Consider the following 21,076-nt stretch of genomic DNA (forward strand, 5'->3'; position numbering starts at 1 on the left):
AACCAGCTATAAGATAACCATCAAAATCGAGAATTAATTTATTTAGTAGAAAGGTATAAATTGCCGTTACAACAGTATATTGCGCTATTTTATTTCTATTAGTAAGTTTATTAAAATAATGTAGTTCATTGGCTTTAATAGAAAAGGAAGGAAGATGTTGTAGTTTATTCTCCAACAATATAGTCTTATCTCTATTTAATATCTTTTTTTTCCAATAGTTAGTATATAAACTTGTTGATTTTAAATCCGAATTATTCATTTGTTAAAAATTATGCATTATTAATAGAAAAATAAATGTTGTAATTTTGTACTCTAAAATTACTTCATTAATAAAAGCTTAAAAAAACTACAAAGTCCTTTCATTTAACACCTTAGCCATTCTGTTGTTTTTTAAGAAGGATAAGATTGCTTTCGTCCACGCAATACAATCAATTAATATTTTGACAATTGGAAAACTTAAAATTGTAGTGAGCTTCTTTTTATGTTCTGACAATTCGTTTGATGAAAAAAGAACAAAACTTGAACATGAAAGAAATCCGAATAAGTATATTATCAAGGCTGTTGACAAGAAATAATTTATATTTATTGTAGCTACAATAAGCAATATTAGAGGCAAAAAAATTATAAATAACACCGTAATAAAATCTAATATTACTCTTACTCCTAATATATTTAATTTTAACATTTGCGAATTATAATACCCACTCTCTTTAGCCAGAGTTTCAATGTACCCCAAATTCCATCTAACACGTTGTTTAATTAATTTACAGAGCGTTAAAGGAGGTCTTGTTAATGTAAGTACAGAATCAACATATATGACTTTGTATCCTAATTTTAGTCCAATCACTGTGGCTTCTCTATCTTCTCCGTTTCTTAAGCCGCTATGATCACTATAAATCGTATTTAATACATCTCGTCTAAAACACGATCCCGCACCTGGCATGACAGGCACACTGAGGTCTTTTCGATGAAAAAAATATAGACTTCTTGCTAAAGAATACTCTAGTTTTTGCCAGTTAAACACAAATCCAGCACCTTCAAATGGAATCATTTTAAAATAGCATCCCATTACATTAGATCCCATTTTGTCAATAACTTTAAATGCCTCATGAAATCCTACTATATCTGTATCAAAGTCCGTTAAAATTACAAAATCATGAGAAATTACCTTACTCACCGAAAATAATGCTCCAACTTTTTGACCATTTGGATTTACTGACGCAGCAAAAAAAGATTTTGGGTTTTGGCCTAAGAATAATTTGATTTTTTCCAGACTATCATCTGTTGAGCCATCGTCAATAATTATAACGTCCATATAATCCTTATATGTTTCCGCTATATTCATAAAATATTTTAAACGATTCTCAAGATTACAATTAGAATCTTCGTTAAATTGAGGTACTAATAAAGCAATTCTATTTTGGGTATCAGGAAAGTCCCCAATAAATTCAGGTTTTAATATTTTATTTTTCAAAAGAACTTTGTATTAATCTTTATTACTTGTATCTGTAAACTTATTCCGGCCTCAATATTATATTTGGTTAAAATCGATATCACTTAATTTTTTAGAGCTAAAATCAATATAATCGAGTATGAAATTTTCAATCCCTAAAGAGTCATATCGACTACTATCATAAACTACATTTAGCTGTAAATTATCACCTGAATTAACAAACCATAATTCCATGTCAATTGCCATAATAGGATCTTTATCATCTACAATTTCTCTGTACTCGACATTGGGTCTCTGTACTACATTCTGGTAATCTGATTTATTCAAATAATTTCCTTGAGCATCATCATATTGCATATTAACCTTCCAAAATCCTCCAGTAAGAGATTGATTAGGAACTAATTTTTTTTCAATTGAGTCCATTAACGAAAATGCATGATAATCATTCATGTCATTATTGGATTGTTTAACCTTCTTAACCATACTGATGAAATCATCTTTTTTATCAAAAGCTGTTCTTATCAAAACTGTTTTTGCATAACATCCAATTTGATTTTCAGAAATCTCAAAATTTCTCCCAAATGAATATGTTCCAAATAACATATCAGTTTGATTTGTTTTATGATTAAAATACGCTTTAAAGGAAGTTTGCAAAACGACAAATAAACTGGTAGACTCTTTTTTTGCTATCAATTTCATGTTTTTGAAAAGATCTACCGGATAATCAAATATTTTTGATTCTTTTATTCTTTCAGCATCTTTATTTGCAACTTTAGTAGTACATGGAATAATTAATTCATCGGGTAAATTAGGATATAAATCATTCCAATAATCGCGATTTGAATCAGCATTAGTTTCAATAAATTTATTGATTAAATAAAGGTTTTCTTTTAAATGATATTTCACTGTAGGCAACTCTGGCTGTCTGTTTTGCAAAAAAGAATTATAGGTTACCATAAAATCTCTTAAAAGAATTTGTTTTGAATATATATCCGAAATAACATGGTGGATATTGAATGAAATAACAAATTTTTTATCTTCGATTTGAATCAATCGAGCCAGAATTAGAGATCCGGTACTCAAATCAAATTTATGGTCGTTAAATCGTCTAATATCTTTTAATTCAGATTCACTGATTTCCTGACCTCTTAGATCGATATATTCAGTGCGTTCTAAAATACTCTGATTAGATATTTTCATGTAAAACTTCTCATTGATCTTATGAAAAGTAGATCGCAAGCTTTCATTACGATTAATTAGAAACAAAATTGATTTATTAAAGACATCCTTATCAAATTCACCTAAAATTTCATAGCTGAATTTAATTGTACCGTGATCTTTATTCTTTTCCTTATATTCCTGATCTGCATTGTCATCAACCCAGTATTTCTCTGTAGGAGTTATATAATAATATTCTTCTCCATCATGAACTATTTTTGTTGCTTCAATTTTATTTTGATCTGGTGACTGTATATTTTCTTTTTTAGAAAAACCTTCAAAATAGGAGATTAAATCCGGCTTATGTAATTTTATTTTGCTGATTAAATCGGCACTTATTTCTATACCTTTAGGGTATTTGATATAAATCTCTTTATCTTCATAATAAATTTTTCCTCCTTCTTTGTTTAGTTCTTTTATTAAATTAAAAGCTTTAGTTTCTGTACTTTCTATCATTTAAATGTGGGGTGATTTTAATTCTATTATTACAATTTTAAACTATCAAATTTATCCGATACAATTTCCTCATTTTCATACATGGTTTCAATAAATTCTGCCAATTCATATACTGTTATAAATCGATATAATATTCTTAATGAAACATTTACTTCAAATTCATTGTTTATTTTAAATAAAATTCTCGTCATCCTTAAACTATTTCCTCCGAGATCAAAAAAATCATCATGCACACCAATACGGTCACTTACTAAAACATCTTGCCAGATTGCTGCTAATCGTTTTTCGGTTTCACTCTTTGGAGCAACATATTCTACTCCGGTTTCAAGGCTTAAACCTTCTAAAGATGGTAACAAGCGTTTGTCAACCTTTCCACTGTTTGTTAAAGGAATGTACTCCAATCTAACATAATGTCCGGGAATCATGTAATCTGGAAGATCCTGACCTACATGTGTCCGCAAGGTCTTGATGTCATAGTCTTTATTTGATACAAAATAAGCAATCAGCTCTGTTACCAAATTGTCATTTCCGTAGGGTAAAACCACAGCATCTGTAATCTCTGGAATGCGAAGTAAGGTACTTTCAATCTCACCAACCTCAATACGATAGCCTCTAACTTTCAACTGATCGTCTTTTCTCCCCATGTACTCAATACGTCCATCAGCCAACCATCTCCCCAAATCCCCTGTTTTGTATAAACGATCACCTTCTATAAATGGGTTTTTTATAAATTTCTCCATTGTTAACTCCGGGAGATTTAGGTAACCACGAGCAAGACCTGCTCCTCCTATATGCAATTCTCCAACTACACCAATGGGTTGAGGCAACTCATTATCATTGAGTATATAGATATACTCATTCTCAAAAGGCTTTCCTATAGAAAGCTTATCTGTTGATTTAATATCAAGAAAGCTACTCCAAATTGTAGTTTCAGTAGGACCATATACATTAATAGTCTCTAAATTTGTTTGTTCATTTAAGAAATTATACATTTCTTTTGGAAGTGCTTCTCCACCGACCAATAATTTCTGAAGATATAGAAGAGGTGATTTAAATAATACACTTACTAACTGTTGTAGTCTCGAAGGTGTAAGCTGTAATACTTCAACTTTATTCTTTTTTATTTCTTCAACAAACATCTCAGGATCAGACAACTTATCTTCAGATACCAAAATCATTGTTTTCCCTAAGCATATTGTACCGAATATCTCTAATACAGAGATATCAAAAGTCAAATTTGTTGTAGCTGCAACAATATTTAAATCTTCGAATTCCAATTGAACATCAATATGTCTTAAAAAAGAAACTACACTTCTGTGCTCAATCATAACTCCTTTGGGGTTTCCTGTAGATCCTGAAGTGTAGATTACGTATGCAAGATTTCGAGATGAAACAAGTACATTTGCGGGCTTATGATCAGAATAAACAGAAGACACTAAATGGAACTTATCTAAGAATTCTTGATTTATAATTGTTTTACATTTTGTATCTTTTTCAATAAAATCTTGACGTTGCTTGGGGTAATGAATATCAATAGGCACATAAGCAGCACCTGATTTTAAGACACTTAACAATGAAATTATCATCCATTCATCTCGATTTAATTTTATTCCAACTAAATTTTCCAGTTGAATTTCACAATTTTCTAAAAGATAATTAGCTAATTGATTAGAATTATCATCTAAAAACTTATATGTAAAACACTTATTATCAACTATTAAAGCTGTATTATCTGGTGTCTTTACAACTTGTTTGTTAAATAAGTCTATTATCGTATTCTTGTCCATAAATTTTTATATCCCTAATTTTTAAGTGACAATCTTATCTCTTATTTAATTTATAATAGCACATTAAATATTCTGCGCTTTATCTACTTATATATTAATATATTCCCTAAATCATTACTAAAATAATTTAAATATTCATAATTATTTTCGCTAATGTAAAACGATTATTAAGTAAATCTTTACGGTTTCCCACATTCTAAAGTGTTTTTTTTTACAAAAAGACAAAAAATGATGTTTTCATAATATAATAAGTTTTGCAATCGATTAAAACTTTTTAAAAACCATTTTTTTTTAAACAATTCTTAAAAAGTTAAAATTTAAAAAAACAACCTTATTAGCAAATATTATTTTTAGAACCTCTTTGTCCATATTACTTATAGGAGTTGGCGCGTCGGCGCACCAAGCTTGGTCTGCTAATATATTTACAACGGTATCAGATATGTTTCCCAAAAAAGCAATCGGATCTGTTATCGGAATTGGTGGAATGGCCGGAGGAATCGGCGGTGTTTTGGTTTCAAAACTTGGAGGCACTCTTTTTGATTATTATAAAGCTTTAGGACGTATACAAACTGGTTATACCATTATGTTTGTACTTTGCGCTCTAGCCTATTTGCTGGCATGGTTTATAATGAAATTATTGGTTCCTAAATATTCTTGTATTTCAGATTTATAAATTAAAACCAAAAAAAACTGCGCAAAGTTCAAAGAGAACATTTGCGCAGTTTTTTTATGAGTAAACTTCGGAGAAGTTATTACCAAATCGTTATTCTGTCTTTTTTTGGCAGAAACATTTTATCTCCAGGTTTTACATTAAATGCTTCGTAAAAAGGTGTTGTATTCATTAGAGGACCATTAACACGCCAATTTGGTGGAGAATGTGGATTGTTGTTAATCCACAAGCGTAGAAACTCGTCTTTCATTTTTACTCGCCATATTTTAGCTATAGAAATAAAGAAGCGCTGATCCGGAGTAAAACCGTCAATTTTTGTATTTCCTTTTCCTTGTTCAGTCATTTTAAAAGCATCATAGGCAACCGCTATTCCTGCAATATCCGCCGTGTTTTCGCCAACTGTCATGGCACCATTAATGTGTAGATCGCCTAAAACAGTATAAGTACTGTACAAATTGATAACCTGTTGTATTCTTGACTTAAACTGTGCATAATCCTCCTTTGTCCACCAGTTTTTTAAATTCCCATCTTTATCATATTGAGCACCTTGATCGTCAAAAGTATGGGTTATTTCGTGGCCTATAACCATTCCGATACCTCCATAATTGAGTGCATCATCTGCATTATTATCAAAATATGGGGCTTGTAAAATACCTGCAGGAAAAACAATTTCATTTGCGGTGGGATTATTATATGCCGTAACGGTTGGAGTTGTAGTAAACCACTCTGATTTATCGACTGGTTTGCCCAATTTTGCCAATTGAAATTGATATGCAGCAGCAGAAGCCGAAACCATATTTTCAAAATAGGCATTCCTAGCTATTTTTACATTGCTATAATCTCTCCATTTATCGGGATATCCTATTTTCTTGGTAATAGCAAACAATTTTTCCTTCGCTTTTTGTTTTGTAATTGGACTCATCCATTCCAATTTGTCAATTCTTTTGGCATAAGCTTTTTGCAGATTATTCACGAGAACCAACATACGCTTTTTGGCATCTTCAGAAAAATATTTCTTTACATACAATTCACCTAACGCTTCGCCTAAATAATTGTCAACAACATTAGCCATTTTTTCGCCGCGTGATTTTTGAATTGCCTGACCAGAAAGCACTTTTGTATATTCAAATGAAGCGTCCACAAAAGGTTTACTTAAATCATCTGCATATCTTTCGATCGAATTTGCTTTTAAGTAAATTTTCCAATTATTTATCGGAATTGTTTTTAAAAGTTTATTCAGCGCATCATAATAGGCCGGCTGACCTACGTTAATAGAATCGGTTTTTGCTCCCAAATTATTTAAAAAAGTAGTCCAGTTTATATTTGGATGTTTTTTTGAAAGATCTATCACAGCCGTTTTATTGTAATTTGCCTGTACATCGCGAAGTTGAACTTTTGTCTTGTGCGAAACGGCAAGTTGTTTATCAATATCGTAAACCAAATCAGCATTCTTTTTAGCCTCAGTGGCGTTACTGCCTGTTAATTGAAATAATGTAGTAAGGTATTTTTTGTACGATTCCTGTATGGCAACAGTCGAAGAATCTGATTTGAAATAATAATCCCTGTCAGGCAAACCGATACCTGTTTGATAAAGTTGAGCAATGTTCATACTGCTGTGTTTATCATCAGGTGACACGCCAAAACCTATAATAGAATAATTGCCCACTTTTTCTTCATTAACTACAAAGCTCATTAAAGATGGCAAGTCGCTAATTGCTTCAATTTTGGACAATAAGGGTTTGATAGGTATATAACCACGTTTGTCTATGGTTACAGTATCCATACCTGATGCATAAAAGTCTCCCACCTTCTGTGCTATACTTTCTGGTGCATTTTTGCTTTTCGAAATACTGTCTAATATTCCCTGCAGTCGCATTCGTTGTGGGAAATTCATAAACATATAGGCACCAACTCCGGCTTGAGAGGCAGGTATTGATACAGAATCATACCATTTGCCATTTACATATTTAAAAAAATCATCACCAGGCCGCAATGTGGAATCTATTCCAGTGATAGCGACATTTTTTTTTCCTTGATGTTTTGAGCACGCTGTAAAAGCTAAGAATGCAATAAAGAGCATTAATGAATTTTTCATAATCTAGATTATTTCTATTAAAAAGAACCGAAAAACGTTTGAAAGTACAAATTTTAAAATCTATATTCTTGACATAATTTTAGCACAACAATATACGAATTCAGTTTTTAATTTTATTTTTTTTGTCAGAATTACTATTTATAAAATTACACAAGGCTATAAATACAATTCTGGGGATTGCTTTTGGAGGCTGTGATTCATTTTATCATTGCTATTTTCTTCTTCTCTTACTTTATTTCTCTGCTTCTTTTCTAAGACTAATAAATGATATTGTATAAAAAACAGGATATTAATTTCCTTTCAACGACTCATTTTGCCGATTCAACTAAATCCTCATTCATTTTAAGCATGTTATAAAGACCTTTACATAAGAAATTATAACAAACCTTAAAAACTAAAATTATGAAAGCAAGAATTGGAATTACAGAAAAAAACACAGATTTAGTGGCTAACGAATTAGCAAAATTATTGGCAGATGAATTTGTATTGTACACTAAAACCAGAAATGCACACTGGAATGTTACTGGCGATAATTTTCACGCTATGCACATCTTCTTCGAAAATCAATACAAACAACTAGACGAGCTTATTGATAGTGTTGCAGAACGTATGCGTAAAATTGGACACTTCGCTCCTGCCACAATAAAAACATATCTTGAACTTACTCATCTTACAGAATACAGCGAAAGAACCAATGACGGTTTGGGATTTTTAAAAGATTTATTGAATGACCATGAAAGCATCATTGATTTTTTACGTGGCAACATTACTCCTTTTGCCGAACAATATAAAGATTATGGTACAAGTGATTTTTTAACTTCATTGTTAGAAACACACGAAGAAATGGCTTGGATGATGCGCTCTTATTTTAGAGAATAGTTTTATTAAAAGTTAAAATTAAATTATCTAATTAAAGTATATTTGTGTAAATCCTAAACAAAATACCATGAAAGCGTTAATCGTTGATGATAATGATATTGCAAGGACAACCTTGTCACATTTAGCAAAACAGATTCCGAATCTTACTATTGTAAATGAATATTGCAATGCCATTGAGGCGTATAATCATCTACAAACTAACGAAGTAGATTTGATTTTTCTGGATATCGAAATGCCGGAAATGACAGGAATCGAATTAACGAAAAACCTTTCCGGAAAAGACATTATTATCATTTTTACGTCTTCTAAAAAGGAATACGCACTTGAAGCTTTTGAATTGAATATTGCCGATTATATCCTAAAACCGATAACTCCGGCAAGATTTCTACAAGCAATGAGCAAAGCGCAGTCGATAATGGAGAGCAAAAAAGAAAATGTTCAGTTTACGAAAGAAGAATTTTTATTCGTAAGAGATTCCAACATCACGCGACGTCTTAAACTCGACGATATTTTCTACGCAGAAGCAATGGGCGATTATGTGAAGTTTTACACCAAAGAAAAAATGTTCGCCATACACGGTAAAATGAAAACTGCAGAAGAACGCTTGCCAAAAGACGATTTCATCAGAGTGCATCGTTCCTTTATTATTTCAATAAGCAAGATTGATACTTTGCAGGATGGCGGAATCATGATTAACAAAAAGTTTATTCCTGTTGCAGACGCTTACAGAAAAGCGCTAAATACAAGAATGAACGTTTTTTAAGAACATTTTTTAGGCTTCTAAAGCACTACTTTTTTAGATTATTTCTTAGAAAATAAGAAAAACACAACTCTCCTTTATACTTTATAAAATGATCAATACATTTTCAATAATGGGCAATAAACGTTTTAGCTATTTTATAATTATCAGCTTTATAGCGGGTTCTCTATTATTGATAGCGGTACAAATCAATTCGACTAAAAATACTCAGGCGCTCATCAAAAATAACAATACACTTTTGAATGAATTGCGATCAAGCAACCATTTAAGAGAAATTGATCGCGACATTCTGGGTGTCGAAAGCAGAATTCGGGCTTCTATCGCTACCAACGACACAACGCATTTAGAAGGTATAAATCATAAAATAACTCAGATTAAAAACTTTCTTGATTCGCTTTCGCATGACAATTCAGATCCGGAAGAAGAAAACTTAATTCGAAGATTAGGGATTCTCGCTCAGGATAAAAAAGTAACGCAAGACAAGCTGTTGCATCGTTATGATTCTTTAGGAAATATGGATGATGAGAGCTCAATTGCAAATCCGCATGCGAGAATTATTTCGAATGAAATCACTTCTATCACGGCAAAAATCTATCAAAAGCGTCAACTGCGAATGGTCGAACTCAGCAGAAAAAGCAAGGAAATGGGTAGAAAAGCAAAAGTTTACGACTTTTCTCTTTTAGTATTGTTGGTTTTAAGCGGCGGTTTTATTGGGTATCATATCATCAGACAGTTTCGAAGACAACATTTTTTAATTACCGAGTTGAATATTGCCGAGCAAAAAGCATCAATTGCAGCAGAAACCAAAGAGAATTTTTTAGCCAATATGAGCCACGAAATCAGAACGCCATTAAGTGGAATTCTTGGTTTTACAAATTTGCTTCAGAAAAGATCTTTGGATGAAACTTCAACAGAATTTGTATCATCGATTCAGCGTTCGGGAGAAAATTTAATGACGATTATTAACGACATTCTGGATCTTTCTAAAATTGAAGCCGGAATGATGCGCATTACACCCGGAATATTCAGTATCAACGGCTTATTAAATTCTATAGAAACTCTTTTCTTAGAACGTGCAAAAGAAAAAGGATTAACAATTTCAAGTCATATCGATATTTCAATACCGGATACATTAACCGGCGATGCCACTAGATTGACACAAATATTGGTAAACCTGATCGGGAATGCAATAAAATTTACACACCACGGAAAAGTTACTATTGAAGTTTATAACAAACAACAAACCGAAAATGAAGTCTTTCTTGGGTTTAAAATCTCTGATACGGGAATCGGAATTGATAAAGAAAAACTGGGAGAAGTCTTTGAAAGATTCAATCAGGGCGAAGATTCGACAACCAGAAATTACGGCGGTACGGGATTGGGGCTTTCAATTGTAAAAAAATTAATTCTGCTCCAAAACGGAGATATAGAAGTCAGCAGCGAACAGGGAAAAGGAACTACTTTTAGTTTTTACATTCCGTACGGCATTGCCAAAGAGCAGCTTAAAGTTTTACCACAAGTGAATGTTAATCATTTTAAAGATTTATCCAATAAAGCGTTGCGGATTTTGGTCGTAGATGATAATGCCATTAACCAAAGTTTGATGAAGCATTTATTATCACAATGGAATATTGATTTTAGTATTGTTTCAAACGGATTAGAAGCGGTTGAATATCTTCGAAATAACGAATGTGATCTTGTTTTGATGGATTTGCAAATGCCTCAAATGGATGGTTATACTGCAACACAACAAATACGTGAAGTTTTAAAATTAGATCTTCCGGTAATTGCAATGACCGCTCATGCATTGCCTGGCGAAAGAGAAAAATGTCTGAGCCGTGGCATGAATGAATACATTTCTAAACCGATAAAAGAAGAAGAACTTTTTAAACTGATTTCGAATTTTGGATTGAAAAATGCAAAAGCAGAAGAAGTTAAAAATATTCAGGAAGTTTCAATTTTTAAACATATTGATCTTACTTACATGAAAGAATTAAGTGGCGGAAACACGAGTTTTGAGCAAACCGTTACTACTCAATTTATTACTAATGTTCCTCAACATATACAGCAATTAATTGACGCGTATCAAAATGAGGATTTTTCGATAGTAAAACTTAGAGCACACGATTTAAAAACAAGTGGCGCCATAATGGGATTACTTCCTGTTCTGGAAGAAAAACTGGACATTCTGGAGCTTGCAACCGAAAAGAATGCAACATCAGAAGATGCCTTAAATAAGGTAAAAGACAAACTTACAGCAGCCATTCTGGAAGCTGAGTTGTTCTTAAAATCACTTCAAAAAATATAAAAAATGAATTTATTCTCGCCTATAACACTTCGCAATCTTACTTTAAAAAATAGGATTGCCCTCTCGCCTATGCAACAATACAGCGCAAAAAACGGAATTCCGAACAACTGGCATTTAGTCCATTTAGGAAGCCGTGCTGTTGGCGGTGCTGGATTAATTTTAACCGAATGTACTGCAGTTGCGCCAGAAGGTTTAGCGACACTCTATGATCTCGGAATCTGGAATGATGAACAGCAAAATGCATGGAAAAATATTGTAAATTTTGTTCACGAGCAAGATGCTAAAATCGGAATTCAATTGTGGCATTCCGGCGGAAAAGGAAGCCTTAAACATCCTAACGAACGCATGAAACCTCTTTCTGTAGAAGAAGGCGGTTGGATTGTAAAATCTTCATCTGCAACAGATTTTCATGGCGTCATTGCTGAGGAATTTACTATTGCCGAAATTCAGAAACTAAAAACTAATTTTGTAAAAGCAGCACTTCGCGCAGTTGAAGCAGGATTTGATACCATAGAACTGCACGCGGGACACGGTTATTTATTTCATCAGTTTTATTCGGCTGTAATTAATAAACGTACCGACGAATATGGTGGCAGTTTTGATAATAGAATTCGTTTTTTGGTAGAAACGATTCAGGAAATCAGAAAGGTAATTCCGGAAGAAATGCCTTTACTGGCAAGAATTTCAGCTGTTGATTATATAGAAACTGAAGATGCGTGGACATTGGAAAATAGTATAGAACTTTCAAAAGTATTAAAAGAAAACGGCGTAGATTTTATAACGGCTTCTGGCGGAGGTTTTACAAACGTGAGCAAGGATAAAGTTTTTCCCGGATATCAGGTTCCTTTTGCAGCTGCTATTAAAGAACAAACCGGAATTTTAACTGGCGCCGTTGGAATGATTACCGAGGCCGGACAAGCCAATACCATTATTGAAAACGGACAGGCAGATTTGGTCGTAATTGCAAGAGAGCAACTACGCGACCCTTATTTTGCTATTCATTCTGCTAAAGAATTGGGTTGGGAAACTGATATTCCGTGGCAGTACAAAAGAGCTTTTTAAACATTTAAAAACAATAAATAATATGGAAAATCAAGGCGCATCTGTTGTGATCACACACCATATTTTGGATGGAAAAGAACAACACTACGAAAAATGGCTGGACGAAATTGTTCCCGTCACAAAACATTCAAAAGGGTTTATCGATTTGCAGATCGTGCGGCCAATTCCACATTTAACATTTGTGTTTACCGTAATTATTCGATTTGACACTATCGAAAATCTTAGAAACTGGATGGAATCTGAGAGCAGAAAAACGATGATCGAAAAAGCACATCCATACTTTCGAAAAAATGATAAATACCAAATAAAATCAGGTTTGGATTTTCTTTTTAATCTGGAAAGTGAAGGAAATAAAGTTCCCGTGCGCTGGAAACAATTTCTGGTAACCTGGTCGGCGATTTATCCATTATCATTATTGATTCCGCTTCTGACGCTACCAACTTTACGATTCATACAGATTCCACAAAATCATTATTTTGATGCCTTAGTTGGATCTGGCATAATTGTCTTTTTGATGGTATTTGTTGTAATGCCAAATTATACCAAACTGATTAAAAAATGGCTTTTTAGATAATTGAAATAAATACGTTTCGTATATTTTTAAAGACATAGAATCATAGTATTCTTTGTACTGAAAAAAGGCGTTTCACTTAATTAAAATAAACATAGATTGAACTATGTGTTAGAAACTAGTTTCTTTTTTAGTATTCTTTTTACAGTTATAAAAGCCTATGCCTCTATGTGTTAAAAAACAACACCAACTTTACTGAAATCACTGCAAACCCGCAGTGATTTTTTTTGCTTTAAATTAAAAACTAAAGAAAAAGGTCAAATATATCAGGCTTTCATTCATTCAAAATAACTGATCCTAAATTCTTACTAAACTCAACGACTCATTTTGCCCATTCACCGAAAAGAAACTATAGACGGCGTATATCTTCAATAGCTTTACAATAGAATTAAAAACAAATACTATTAATCAACCAAAATACTATAGTCATGAGCAGCGAATTATTAAGTTTCAAATACGAATTAGAGAAAAAAGAACCACGTACAAACGATGGCGGAACTACAAGAGGAGCCTCTGTAAAAGACTTCCCTGCTTCTATTGGCATCGCCGGAGTTTCGATGCGATTACAACCGGGAAGTATGCGAGAACTGCACTGGCATGCAAACGCAGCTGAATGGGCTTATGTAATTTCAGGAACAGTTCGTACCACAATCATTCACCCAAACGGACATAGTTATACGGATAATTTCGAACCTGGAGATGTTTGGTATTTTCCAAAAGGATACGGACATTCCATTCAGGCAACAGGAACAGAAGAATGTCATTTTATTTTGATTTTTGATAATGGAAATTTTTCCGAAGATCATACTTTCAGTGTTACCGATTTTGTTTCCTGCATGCCACCGGAAATTGTCGCTCAAAACCTCGGAATCACAATTGAAGAAGTCGCTGCTTTACCTCAAAAAGAAGCTTATTTTGCTTCCGGAATTGTTCCAGACGAATTATCATTTTCAGCCCAAGCACGTCCGGAAGAATCAGATATCGAATTGACCAATCTGCACCGTTATCCTTTACATTCACAACAACCCAGAATAATTCCCGGTGGTGGTGTACAAAGACTGGTTACAAGCAAAGAATTTCCAATTAGCACCACAATGGCGGGATCAATTATAGAATTACAACCTGGTGCTTTGAGAGAAATGCACTGGCATCCGAACGCAGACGAATGGCAATATTATATTTCCGGTCAAGCCGAAATGTCGGTTTTCTTAGCAGAAAGTACCGTTGTTACAGAACAATTTAATGCCGGAGATGTAGGCTATGTACCAATGGGCGCCGGACATTATATTAAAAATACCGGAGATACAGTTTGCAAAATCTTACTCGGATTTAATAGTGGCGAATACCAATCTATTGATCTTAGCGAATGGCTATCCGGAAATCCAAAAGATGTAGTTACAACCAATTTTGGTCTTGCTGAAGGCGAAATCGAAAAATTTCCTAGAAATAAAGTATTTATTCAACCCAAAAAATAAGCGTTGTGATTGCTGAAGTAAATTCAACAAAGGCGACTGAACAAGTTATAACGCAGGAGAAACTAGCCATAATACTTGCTTGTATTGCCGGATATCTGGATGCTGTAGGAATTGTAAAATGGAAAACATACGTTTCTTTTATGAGTGGCAATACAACACAATTAGGTATTTCTATTTCTAATGGTAAACACGCTGTAATCATGACATCGGTAACAGTAATAAGCTGTTTTCTTTTCGGAATTTATACGGGAACCTGCTTGTCTTTGTGGAAGAAATATAAGATTCAAAAATTACCTTTTTATATCGTTTCTGGAATATTGATTTTTTATACAACTGTTTCTTTCTATTACACTATTTCTGTTTTACAATCATTAGCCATAATTGGTTTTTCAACAGGAATAATGAACACGATTGTAACCTCGGTCGGAAATCAAAAAATCAATACCGATTTTGTTACCGGAACTTTAAACAGTCTGGCAAAAAATACGGCAATGTTAAATATGGCAACAGAAACAGCTGAAAGAAAAGAGTATAAAACAAATGCCATTCGTTTGTTCTTGCTTTGGTTAGGTTTTCTGTCCGGAGCATTTACAGCACCTTTTCTTCTTCCTTTATTAAAAAATTGGATATTGATGCTGCCCGCATTCCTATTATTACTTTGTTCATTGTTAAAACCTGTTTCAATTATTAACCAAAAAAACTGAATATTATGTTACAAGTAAATGACGTTGCGCCCGATTTTACATTATTCGCAACACCCGACCAAAAAATTACTTTATCAGAATTTAAAGGAAAAAATATCATTTTGGCTTTTTATCCTGCCGACTGGAGTCCGGTTTGCAGCGATCAAATGGCACTTTACAACGAAATGTTGAAATTTTTCAAAAAATATGATGCTGAAGTTTTCGGAATTTCCGTAGACAGCAAATGGTGTCACATGGCTTTTTCTCAATCCCGAAATCTGCATTTTCCTTTATTGGCTGATTTTGAGACCAAAGGAGAAACAGCAAAAAAATACGGCGTTTACAATGAAGAAGAAGGCGAATGCAATCGTGCTCTTTTTGTAATTGATAAAAACGGAATTATACAATGGAGTTACAAATCGCCAATGGCCGTAAATCCTGGCGCAGATGGAATATTAGAAGCTTTAGAAAACCTTAAAACCAAATAATTATGTCACTAAAACAAGCGGTTAGTTCTACTGACCATACACAAGGAAAAAAAGATGCAGAAATTGTTATTGTAGAATATGGAGATTATCAATGTCCGTATTGTGGAGCAGCTTATCCTGTTCTTAAAGAAATAATGAATCGCTACGGAGATCAGGTACAATTTGTTTTTAGAAACTTTCCGTTATCCGAAATGCATCAATATGCGCGTCCCGCAGCAATTGCTGCTGAAGCTGCAGCATTGCAAGGAAAATTCTGGGAAATGCATGACGCTATTTACGAAAATCAGGAATATCTAAACGAAAAATTTCTGTTTGAATTGGCTGAAAAAATTGGCCTTAACAGAAGTAAATTTATAAAAGATATAAAAAATGCTGCATTAGAAGAAAAAATTGATTCTGATTTTGAAAGTGGTGTTTTGAGCGGTGTTAACGGAACTCCTTCTTTATTTGTAAATGGAAGAAAATTTGACCGTGGTGCAGAAGATTTATTAGAACAGCTTGGTGAAATTATCAAACAACTTTAGACAAAACTTTTTGGTAAGTTAAATCACATTTTCTCATTAAATTTTTAAGTAAATTTACTAGACAATTCTCAATTATATCGTTATGGAAATGAATTACATGGAAATAATTTCCATTAAAAACATCGGCATTCAGAGAGTAGACGGCAATACAATAGCTGATTTTTCGGATACACTCTCCATCGAAGAACCTCTTGAAATAAGATTGTCTTATGGTCCTGAAGGCGAAAGAATGCAAAAAAGCATTTCTGTTACCATGAGAACGCCGGGAAATGATGTTGAACTCGCAATTGGTTTTTTATTTACAGAAGGAATTATAACTTCTTACCAAGATGTGACAGCTGCTTATCATACTAAAATGAACTGTTTGTCTCAAAAACAAAATATTGTTCAGATTGATCTTGACGAAAATTTTAGTCCAAATTTAATGCAGACGGATCGTAATTTTTACACCACTTCAAGTTGCGGAGTTTGCGGAAAAAGTTCGATTCAATCGATAAAAACCGTGAGTTCTTTTAAAGATTCAGCAAAACCTTTTCTGAGTATTGATCCTGATATTTTTTACCAATTACCGAAAAAATTAAGATTGGCACAAAGCGATTTTTCTGCTACAGGAGGTTTACATGCATCTGGTATTTTTACTGTTGAAGGCGATTTATTATTTCTAAGTGAAGATGTCGGAAGACACAATGCTTTAGACAAATTAATTGGAAGTGCCCTTATTGAAAACACTTTGCCATTAAACCAGCATATTTTGCTTCTCAGCGGAAGAGCAAGTTTTGAATTAATTCAAAAAGCAGCAATGGCAGGAATTTCAGTAATTGCTTCTATTGGCGCGCCGTCGAGTCTTGCAGTCGAACTGGCGCAGGAATTTGACATCACGCTTTTGGGTTTTCTAAAAAAAGACCGATTCAATTTGTACCATTCGAGTGATAAGGTAATTATAAAGACGCTTCAAAACCAACTCTAAATTATTTGCTGTAACGATTCAAAGCCATTAAAATAAACTGTAATGAAGAAAGACGAACCACAAAATACAGATGATCAATTTAAAAATAAATTATCTGAGGCAGAAAATCCATACCGACTTTTAGATCTTAAAATAACAAAAGTAGAAACCTGGGCGGCCGGAGTTCCTGCAGTGTTATCAGCGGTAAGCGATCTTATTGAAGAAAAAACGGTTTTACGAGGTGGAAAAGCTTTGTTTAAAATGAACCAAAAAGGTGGTTTTGATTGCTCTAGCTGCGCTTGGCCAGATCCCGATGATGATCGTTCGCCTATGGGTGAATATTGCGAAAACGGCGCTAAAGCTTTGGCTGCAGAAGCAACAACCAAAAAAGTCACTGCAGCATTCTTTAAAGAAAATTCCGTTTACGATCTTTCAAAATTAGACGATTTTCAAATTGGAAGATTTGGAAGACTGACCGAACCGATGTATTTGCCAAAAGGCGCAACACATTATCAGCCTATTAGTTGGGATGATGCTTTCAAGAAAATTGCAGTTCATTTAAATAGTCTTGATTCTCCAAACGAAGCAGCTTTTTATACTTCCGGAAGAACCAGCAATGAAGCTTCTTTTATGTATCAGCTTTTTGCCAAAGAATTCGGAACCAACAATATGCCGGATTGCTCTAATATGTGTCATGAAACGTCAGGAACAGCCTTGAAAACCACAATCGGAATTGGAAAAGGAACTGTTACTTTAGAAGATTTTTATGATACCGATCTGGTTATCATTATCGGACAAAATCCGGGAACCAACGCACCAAGAATGCTGAGTGCATTGGAAAAAGGTAAAAAAAACGGCGCAAAAATTATTGCTATAAATCCACTGCCAGAAGCCGGTTTAATGGGTTTTCATAATCCACAAGCCATAAAAGGTGTTTTAGGTTCAGGCGGAAAACTAGCTGATCTTTTTCTTCCTATAAAAATCAACGGCGATATGGCTTTGCTAAAAGCTTTTGAACTTTTATTAATTGAATTGGAAAAGAAAAACCCGGGACAAGTTTTTGATACAGATTTCATCAACGAAAAAACAACGGGTTACGAAAATTTCATAAAACAATTTGAAAGTTTAGATTTAGATCATCTCGCCTTTCTTTCGGGGGTTGCCAAAGAATTGATTATTGAAGCCGCAGAAATGATTGCTTCGAACAAAAGAATAATTGTCTGCTGGGGAATGGGACTTACACAACAACCCAATGGTGTTGACATGATTCGCGATATTGTGAATATTTTGCTTTTAAAAGGTAGTATTGGTAAACCGGGAGCGGGAGTCTGCCCTGTTCGTGGGCATAGTAATGTGCAAGGAAACAGAACCATGCTGATCGACGAAAAGCCAACTCAGGAACAGTTAGACCGAATTCAGGCATATTATGGCTTTAATCCGCCCAGAAATCATGGTTATGATGTTGTTGGTGTTATCAAAGCAATGCACGAAGAAAAAGTAAAAGTAATGTTTTGCATGGGTGGTAATTTTCTTTCTGCTGCACCCGATACGACTTATACAGCGCAAGCCATGAGAAAACTGAATCTTTTGGTAAGCGTTTCGACTAAACTAAACAGAGGACATTTGGTCAATGGAAAAGAATCGCTGATCCTGCCTACATTTTCCAGAAGCGATATGGACATCGTAAATGATGAAGTGCAGATTATCAGTACAGAAAATTCTATGGGCGTAGTTCAGTCTTCAAAAGGAATGCTCAAACCAATTTCTGATCACTTTGTAAATGAAACACAAATTGTCTGTCGAATGGCAATGGCAACTCTGGGAAATAAATCGGTAATAGATTGGAATCTATATCATAACAGTTATGATGCCGTAAGAGATGCTATCGAAAAATGTATTCCGGGTTTTGAGAATTATAATATCAGAGTAAGAGAAAAAGGAGGTTTTTATTTGCCAAACGCACCACGGCAAGGTGAGTTTAAATCGAAAGAAATCAGCAATCGTGCTTCGTTTACTTTAACAGAAATTCCGAATAATGAATTAGAATCTGACGAATTTATGATGGCGACAACTAGAACACATGATCAATTTAATACTACGATTTATGGTTTGGATGATCGTTACAGAGGAATAAAAAACGAACGCCGTGTTATTTTCATGAATGAGAAAGATATTGAAAAAGGTGGCTTTCAATCTGGAGACAAAGTAGATTTATTCAATTATGATGATAATATTGAGCGTATTGCACCTTTGTTTGTTATCGTTTCTTACAAGATTCCCGAACGTAATACGGTAACTTATTTTCCTGAAACTAATGTTTTAGTTTCTGTCAATAATGTTGTGAAAGAAAGTAATATGCCGGCTTCAAAATATATTAAAATTAAAGTCAGAAAACACGATCCAAACATTTACGAAAGGATCAATCAAATTTAAATCGCTTAAGCTTTTTTAAATCTACATTAAGTATTTGATGCATCTATAACATCTGCATACAAATACTATAAAAAACTATTGCCTAAAATTAAACCGAATATCGAATAGATATCAACTTAAATTATTAATTATAAACTATAAAAAAATGAGCACAATTACAGTAAAAGACGGAACAGAGATTTATTATAAAGATTGGGGAAAAGGACAGCCAATTGTTTTTCATCACGGATGGCCTTTATCTGGTGACGATTGGGATACACAAATGATGTTTTTTCTTAAACAAGGATACAGAGTAATTGTTCACGATCGTCGCGGACACGGACGTTCAGGTCAAAGTTCAGAAGGAAATGATATGGAAACGTATGCAGCAGATGTTGCAGAATTAACAAAAGCATTGGATTTAAAAGATGCGATCCATATTGGTCATTCAACAGGCGGCGGTGAGGTCATTAGATATGCGGCAAAATATGGAAAAGGACGTATTTCAAAAGCTATTATTATTAGTGCTGTTACACCAATTATGATTCAAAACGAATCAAATCCGGAAGGTGTCCCTTTGTCAATTTTTGATGAAATAAGAAAAGGAACCGGATTTAGCAGAGCACAGTATTTTTATGATTTCCCAATAGCTTTTTATGGATGGAACCGCGAAGGAAAAAAAGTGGAGGAAGGTATTAAACATAATTGGTGGCGTCAGGGAATGATGGGTTCTGTATTGGCTCATTATGAAGGAATCAAGGCATTTTCTGAATCCGATTTTAGAGAAGACCTACAAAGTCTTGACATTCCTGTTTTGGTTTTACATGGAGAAGATGATCAGATCGTTCCTTTTAATCAAGCTCCTAAAGCAGCAAAACTTTTGAAAAATGGAAAATTGATTTCTTATCCCGGATTTCCTCATGGCATGCCAACAACGGAAGCAGAAACTATTAATAAAGACATTTTAGAATTTATTAAAGGATAAGTATTCTAGTTTATATTATAAAAAAAAAGCTGTCAATTTAAATATTGACAGCTTTTTCGAGTTTATATCTTTTTTGCATAAAATATTAAGCCTATCAAGTTCTTTGATAATCTCATTTTTTATGCTTTATGTTTTTAGCAACGTTTGTTTAAACAGAATATTAGGATTATATTTTACAAGGAATTTTATTTGATGTAAGGATAAGAATAAAAAAATTCAAACATTCGTAAAAGCAAAAAACCCTATCCGTTTAGGATAGGGTTTTCAAAAGAAAGGCGACGACATACTCTCCCACAATACTGCA

The 21,076-nt window shown here is 33.6% G+C and carries 18 protein-coding genes; 13 read left to right on the forward strand and 5 right to left on the reverse strand.

All coding sequences use genetic code 11. The annotated features are described in order from the left end of the window. The 4 genes from EV144_RS24305 to EV144_RS23900 form a co-directional block, all read right to left on the reverse strand. On the reverse strand, positions 1 to 259 hold a 259-nt coding region (locus EV144_RS24305), incomplete at its 3' end, for a hypothetical protein (RefSeq protein ID WP_208326880.1). Positions 260 to 346: 87 nt separating this feature from the next. Continuing rightward, positions 347 to 1,474: a glycosyltransferase gene (locus EV144_RS23890; protein ID WP_134151653.1), complete on the reverse strand. Its 1,128-nt coding sequence runs from the start codon at positions 1,472 to 1,474 to the stop codon at positions 347 to 349. A gap of 57 nt (positions 1,475 to 1,531) precedes the next feature. Then, on the reverse strand, positions 1,532 to 3,127 hold the full coding sequence (locus EV144_RS23895; RefSeq protein ID WP_134151654.1) for a condensation domain-containing protein: 1,596 nt from the start codon (positions 3,125 to 3,127) through the stop codon (positions 1,532 to 1,534). A 29-nt stretch (positions 3,128 to 3,156) separates the two neighbouring features. Continuing rightward, positions 3,157 to 4,914 carry a non-ribosomal peptide synthetase gene (locus EV144_RS23900; protein ID WP_134151655.1) on the reverse strand — a complete coding sequence of 586 codons (1,758 nt, stop codon included), beginning with the start codon at positions 4,912 to 4,914 and terminating at the stop codon, positions 3,157 to 3,159. Between the two features lie 361 nt (positions 4,915 to 5,275). Here EV144_RS23900 and EV144_RS23905 point away from each other — a divergent pair, with 361 nt between their 5' ends. Then, entirely contained in the window at positions 5,276 to 5,587 is a 312-nt protein-coding gene (locus EV144_RS23905) for a hypothetical protein (RefSeq protein WP_243854743.1), read from the forward strand. A 79-nt stretch (positions 5,588 to 5,666) separates the two neighbouring features. Here the strand turns inward: EV144_RS23905 and EV144_RS23910 are convergent, their stop codons facing one another. Then, a complete protein-coding gene (locus tag EV144_RS23910; RefSeq protein WP_134151656.1) occupies positions 5,667 to 7,679 on the reverse strand; it encodes a M13 family metallopeptidase in 2,013 nt (670 codons plus the stop codon). Positions 7,680 to 8,081: 402 nt separating this feature from the next. On the opposite strand from EV144_RS23910, the gene EV144_RS23915 reads away from it, so the two are divergent. The 12 genes from EV144_RS23915 (at position 8,082) to EV144_RS23970 (ending at position 20,772) form a co-directional block, all read left to right on the forward strand. Further along, positions 8,082 to 8,558, forward strand: a complete 477-nt coding sequence (locus EV144_RS23915; RefSeq protein WP_134151657.1) for a Dps family protein — start codon at positions 8,082 to 8,084, stop codon at positions 8,556 to 8,558. A gap of 67 nt (positions 8,559 to 8,625) precedes the next feature. After that, entirely contained in the window at positions 8,626 to 9,321 is a 696-nt protein-coding gene (locus EV144_RS23920) for a LytR/AlgR family response regulator transcription factor (protein WP_134151658.1), read from the forward strand. An 88-nt stretch (positions 9,322 to 9,409) separates the two neighbouring features. Next, positions 9,410 to 11,626: an ATP-binding protein gene (locus EV144_RS23925; RefSeq protein WP_134151659.1), complete on the forward strand. Its 2,217-nt coding sequence runs from the start codon at positions 9,410 to 9,412 to the stop codon at positions 11,624 to 11,626. A gap of 3 nt (positions 11,627 to 11,629) precedes the next feature. After that, on the forward strand, positions 11,630 to 12,688 hold the full coding sequence (locus EV144_RS23930; RefSeq protein ID WP_134151660.1) for an NADH:flavin oxidoreductase/NADH oxidase: 1,059 nt from the start codon (positions 11,630 to 11,632) through the stop codon (positions 12,686 to 12,688). Between the two features lie 22 nt (positions 12,689 to 12,710). After that, positions 12,711 to 13,262, forward strand: a complete 552-nt coding sequence (locus EV144_RS23935; protein WP_134151661.1) for an antibiotic biosynthesis monooxygenase — start codon at positions 12,711 to 12,713, stop codon at positions 13,260 to 13,262. 425 nt (positions 13,263 to 13,687) lie between these two features. Beyond that, entirely contained in the window at positions 13,688 to 14,734 is a 1,047-nt protein-coding gene (locus EV144_RS23940) for a cupin domain-containing protein (RefSeq protein WP_134151662.1), read from the forward strand. Between the two features lie 5 nt (positions 14,735 to 14,739). Beyond that, on the forward strand, positions 14,740 to 15,438 hold the full coding sequence (locus tag EV144_RS23945) for a YoaK family protein (RefSeq protein ID WP_166670629.1): 699 nt from the start codon (positions 14,740 to 14,742) through the stop codon (positions 15,436 to 15,438). 5 nt (positions 15,439 to 15,443) lie between these two features. After that, on the forward strand, positions 15,444 to 15,905 hold the full coding sequence (locus EV144_RS23950) for a redoxin domain-containing protein (protein WP_134151664.1): 462 nt from the start codon (positions 15,444 to 15,446) through the stop codon (positions 15,903 to 15,905). A 2-nt stretch (positions 15,906 to 15,907) separates the two neighbouring features. After that, positions 15,908 to 16,429, forward strand: coding sequence for a DsbA family protein (locus EV144_RS23955; RefSeq protein ID WP_134151665.1), 522 nt, complete (start codon positions 15,908 to 15,910; stop codon positions 16,427 to 16,429). An 82-nt stretch (positions 16,430 to 16,511) separates the two neighbouring features. Then, a complete protein-coding gene (gene fdhD, locus EV144_RS23960; RefSeq protein WP_134151666.1) occupies positions 16,512 to 17,396 on the forward strand; it encodes a formate dehydrogenase accessory sulfurtransferase FdhD in 885 nt (294 codons plus the stop codon). Between the two features lie 42 nt (positions 17,397 to 17,438). Continuing rightward, positions 17,439 to 19,808, forward strand: a complete 2,370-nt coding sequence (locus EV144_RS23965; protein ID WP_134151667.1) for an FdhF/YdeP family oxidoreductase — start codon at positions 17,439 to 17,441, stop codon at positions 19,806 to 19,808. Between the two features lie 145 nt (positions 19,809 to 19,953). Next, positions 19,954 to 20,772, forward strand: a complete 819-nt coding sequence (locus EV144_RS23970) for an alpha/beta fold hydrolase (RefSeq protein WP_134151668.1) — start codon at positions 19,954 to 19,956, stop codon at positions 20,770 to 20,772. Positions 20,773 to 21,076: the final 304 nt, after the last annotated feature.

It is taken from the genome of Flavobacterium sp. 270 (assembly GCF_004368785.1).
Taxonomy (GTDB): Bacteria; Bacteroidota; Bacteroidia; order Flavobacteriales; family Flavobacteriaceae; genus Flavobacterium.

What these genes read in the sequence shown, in the direction of transcription:
- EV144_RS23935 (WP_134151661.1), top strand. Translation starts at nt 12,711, where the DNA reads ATGGAAAATCAAGGCGCATCTGTTGTGATCACACACCATATTTTGGAT.
- EV144_RS23930 (WP_134151660.1), top strand. Translation starts at nt 11,630, where the DNA reads ATGAATTTATTCTCGCCTATAACACTTCGCAATCTTACTTTAAAAAAT.
- EV144_RS23970 (WP_134151668.1), top strand. Translation starts at nt 19,954, where the DNA reads ATGAGCACAATTACAGTAAAAGACGGAACAGAGATTTATTATAAAGAT.
- EV144_RS23940 (WP_134151662.1), top strand. Translation starts at nt 13,688, where the DNA reads ATGAGCAGCGAATTATTAAGTTTCAAATACGAATTAGAGAAAAAAGAA.
- fdhD (WP_134151666.1), top strand. Translation starts at nt 16,512, where the DNA reads ATGGAAATGAATTACATGGAAATAATTTCCATTAAAAACATCGGCATT.
- EV144_RS23950 (WP_134151664.1), top strand. Translation starts at nt 15,444, where the DNA reads ATGTTACAAGTAAATGACGTTGCGCCCGATTTTACATTATTCGCAACA.
- EV144_RS23895 (WP_134151654.1), bottom strand. Translation starts at nt 3,127, where the DNA reads ATGATAGAAAGTACAGAAACTAAAGCTTTTAATTTAATAAAAGAACTA.
- EV144_RS23955 (WP_134151665.1), top strand. Translation starts at nt 15,908, where the DNA reads ATGTCACTAAAACAAGCGGTTAGTTCTACTGACCATACACAAGGAAAA.
- EV144_RS23920 (WP_134151658.1), top strand. Translation starts at nt 8,626, where the DNA reads ATGAAAGCGTTAATCGTTGATGATAATGATATTGCAAGGACAACCTTG.
- EV144_RS23965 (WP_134151667.1), top strand. Translation starts at nt 17,439, where the DNA reads ATGAAGAAAGACGAACCACAAAATACAGATGATCAATTTAAAAATAAA.
- EV144_RS23915 (WP_134151657.1), top strand. Translation starts at nt 8,082, where the DNA reads ATGAAAGCAAGAATTGGAATTACAGAAAAAAACACAGATTTAGTGGCT.
- EV144_RS23910 (WP_134151656.1), bottom strand. Translation starts at nt 7,679, where the DNA reads ATGAAAAATTCATTAATGCTCTTTATTGCATTCTTAGCTTTTACAGCG.
- EV144_RS23900 (WP_134151655.1), bottom strand. Translation starts at nt 4,914, where the DNA reads ATGGACAAGAATACGATAATAGACTTATTTAACAAACAAGTTGTAAAG.
- EV144_RS23925 (WP_134151659.1), top strand. Translation starts at nt 9,410, where the DNA reads ATGATCAATACATTTTCAATAATGGGCAATAAACGTTTTAGCTATTTT.